At 64.7% G+C, this 2,585-nt stretch carries 4 protein-coding genes; 2 read left to right on the top strand and 2 right to left on the bottom strand.

What is annotated here, in order from left to right:
• Nucleotides 1–123 precede the first annotated feature (123 nt).
• Both BMX74_RS42560 and BMX74_RS42555 read right to left on the bottom strand, forming a co-directional pair.
• Nucleotides 124–771: a type II toxin-antitoxin system antitoxin SocA domain-containing protein gene (locus tag BMX74_RS42560; RefSeq protein ID WP_177227769.1), complete on the bottom strand. Its 648-nt coding sequence runs from the start codon at nucleotides 769–771 to the stop codon at nucleotides 124–126.
• 279 nt (nucleotides 772–1,050) lie between these two features.
• A complete protein-coding gene (locus BMX74_RS42555) occupies nucleotides 1,051–1,293 on the bottom strand; it encodes a GntR family transcriptional regulator (protein WP_091106167.1) in 243 nt (80 codons plus the stop codon).
• Nucleotides 1,294–1,467: 174 nt separating this feature from the next.
• Between BMX74_RS42555 and BMX74_RS42550 the strand changes: the two genes are divergently transcribed.
• Both BMX74_RS42550 and BMX74_RS42540 read left to right on the top strand, forming a co-directional pair.
• On the top strand, nucleotides 1,468–1,752 hold the full coding sequence (locus BMX74_RS42550; RefSeq protein ID WP_091106166.1) for a hypothetical protein: 285 nt from the start codon (nucleotides 1,468–1,470) through the stop codon (nucleotides 1,750–1,752).
• Between the two features lie 406 nt (nucleotides 1,753–2,158).
• Nucleotides 2,159–2,392, top strand: a complete 234-nt coding sequence (locus tag BMX74_RS42540; protein WP_091106162.1) for a hypothetical protein — start codon at nucleotides 2,159–2,161, stop codon at nucleotides 2,390–2,392.
• Nucleotides 2,393–2,585 lie beyond the last annotated feature (193 nt).

Here is a 2,585-nt window from a genome sequence, read left to right as displayed (position 1 = left end):
TGGTCTCATCGCCGCTGACCACGATCACCGGCCGTTTGGGTTTGACAGTGCGCTCATCGTTGGGGGGCAGGGTGAGACGGTTGTCCGCAACCCAGTAGACGCCACCCTTGCGGAGAGGTGGCTTCACTGGTCGCCGAGAACCCTTTCGTTCGCCCTGCGGATGGAGTCACGGCTCGCTGCCAGCTCGACGAGCAGCTCGCCGTACGCCTCAGGAGTAGTCTCCTGCGGTTCCCGCGCAGCACGGTGCGCCCGCGCGCGAGCCAGGACAGCCCTGACCGCCTTACTCCTGCGAACCCGACTCAGGTCGAGCAGCACACCCCGCTCTCCCCCTGCCTGCGCCTCCACCATGGGAGACGTCTTGTAAGACAGGTCCTTCAACGCGGTGGCGCTCTTACCCCCAAACCGGCGGACGATGTCCCTCACGATGGACATCTTGTCGTCGGGTAGCGGGTCGTCGATGTCTACGGCCAGCGTCAGCACGCAGGCACCGTACTCCTCGAACAGCCGGTTGTCGCGGCGCTCTATCAGGTTGCTATTGGCCAGCTCGTACTCGGCCCGCGTGAGCGCGGAGTCGTAAGGGCCGTAGTTGTCCCAGCGCCAGGTAGCCCCGCTGAACTGATTCTCCCCGGCTTCGACAGCTTGCAGATCGGCCATGTAGAGGAGTTTGACGAGCTTCGTCTTGGTGATCTCTACGCCTTGTTCGCGCGCAGCTTTGAGGACTGCCAAGGTCGCACTGACCAGCGGGTCCGAGGGCTGCGAAGGTATCTCCATCACCCCTCCTCCCAGCCTGAATTGTCTCGTCATCAAACTACCTTCAACGGCGGAAAATGACCACTATCGCCCCCGATAGTTGCGCGTTGACCTGCGGCTTCTACACACATGCCCACTGCGCAGACTGGTGAACTCTCTCACACCAGACCCGCCGCGAGACGGAGAACATCGCAAGACACGACACCGAATGCGACGCCTTAGCGAGACCGTAGGTTGTCACCGCCCGGACATAACTTCCGTCACAGCAGAAGTGGGGCCAGAGGCCGGCGCCTACCGCTGTCAGCCCTCGATCTTCGCTGGCGCCACGAAGGTTCCCAGGCCGCGCACCGAGTAGGCGACACCTTCCTCGCGCAGCCGCACCAGCACCTTCCGAGCTGTGCCGCGGGCCACACCGAACTCCTGCACGAGCTGGTGCTCACTCGGCAGCGGCGAGTCCACCGGATAGGTGCCATCCGCGATCCTCGCCTTGAGGACCTCGGCGATCTGTACCCAGCGTGGTGCATTCAGCCGCCATTCGATCACGACTTCACGCTAGGTACCCCCGCCGACCTGCGGATACCCACACTTCCCCATGTTGAGGCATGGTGAAGTATGAGGAAGTGACGTAGCATGACGGCCACCAAGACCCAACATAAAAAGTGGGCCCGACCGGCGCGGACACGCCGACGGGCCCTGGCGCACGGTGGAGGTGCACCCATGGCCGAGTCTACGACCGCCACCCCTCAAACCACACTGCCAGCGGACACTCCGGGCGAGATCGAGGCCGCACAGCAGCGCATCCTCACCGCCATCAACCAGGCAGATGGGGTCGGCTACTCGACCTGCGCCGACTGCGCAGGGCCGATCATGCGCATGTACAGCATCTACGGCGGCTGGGTCTGGCTGGCGGCCAGGCCGCAGGACGGCCTGCCGCCGGCGCAGTGCCCTGCGGTGGACGGCTACTCCGGCATGACACACGGACCCCACCACCCGCGCCCATGATCGAGTGGTTCCCGTACATTCCGCGAGGTTCCCTGCGAGTCCGGGAGACTTCCTGCTGCGGTGAGTACGAGTGGTGCTGCGAAGGGGGACAGTACTTCGTTCTGCGCAAGGACGGCCCAGGGCACGAGGAGACCCGCCGCGGCACACGCGCTCAGATACGCGAGTTGTGGGATGACCTGATGCTCGCGCACGCGAGTTGCCACTCCGACAACCCGTGCGAGACAGACGGCCCCACCACCTAGACGGCCTGGCTCCCCAGGTGGGTGACACCTGGCACGGGCGAGCTTGGGGAGCCGGGCTTTGGCCCCGTCCTCGGATCTCGGAGGGACGGCGAGGACGGGGCCCAACTTTCGCCAGTTTCACAACCCGGGTTGTGGTCTCGGCTCGAACGAGGTACACATGAGTAGTGACAAGCGACGAGCGGGAGGTGAGCGATCAGGTGCTCGCTGAACGACTCGCCGCGACGATCCCCCGCGTAGAAGCCGGGATCGAAGCGCAGCGAGAACAGCGGCGCATCATCCGCGAGATGAAACGCCGCGGCTGGCCCCAAGACCGCATCGGAAGAATCCTCGGCGTATCCCAGCAGGCGGTCTCCAAACGCCTAGCGAGGAAACCCGAGGACGACAACACAACCGAATAACGCAGTGCCCCCGGGCCCGGTGCGCCAACACCGGACCCGGAGGACTTGACCACAGACCGCCAGACTCCAACCCGAAGGTCTGCAGCCCATGACGCACCTTAGTGCTGCCATGCAGGTCAGCGGTACCCCCGCTGATCTTCTATCCGGCATCTCGCCGGCCGTCATCGCGATGATCGCTGCGATCGTCGCCCTA

The sequence above is a fragment of the Nonomuraea pusilla genome (assembly GCF_900109355.1).
GTDB lineage: Bacteria > Actinomycetota > Actinomycetes > Streptosporangiales > Streptosporangiaceae > Nonomuraea > Nonomuraea pusilla.
The sequence above is the reverse complement of the archived record's forward strand: the minus strand, read 5'-3'. Positions and strand labels throughout refer to the sequence as shown.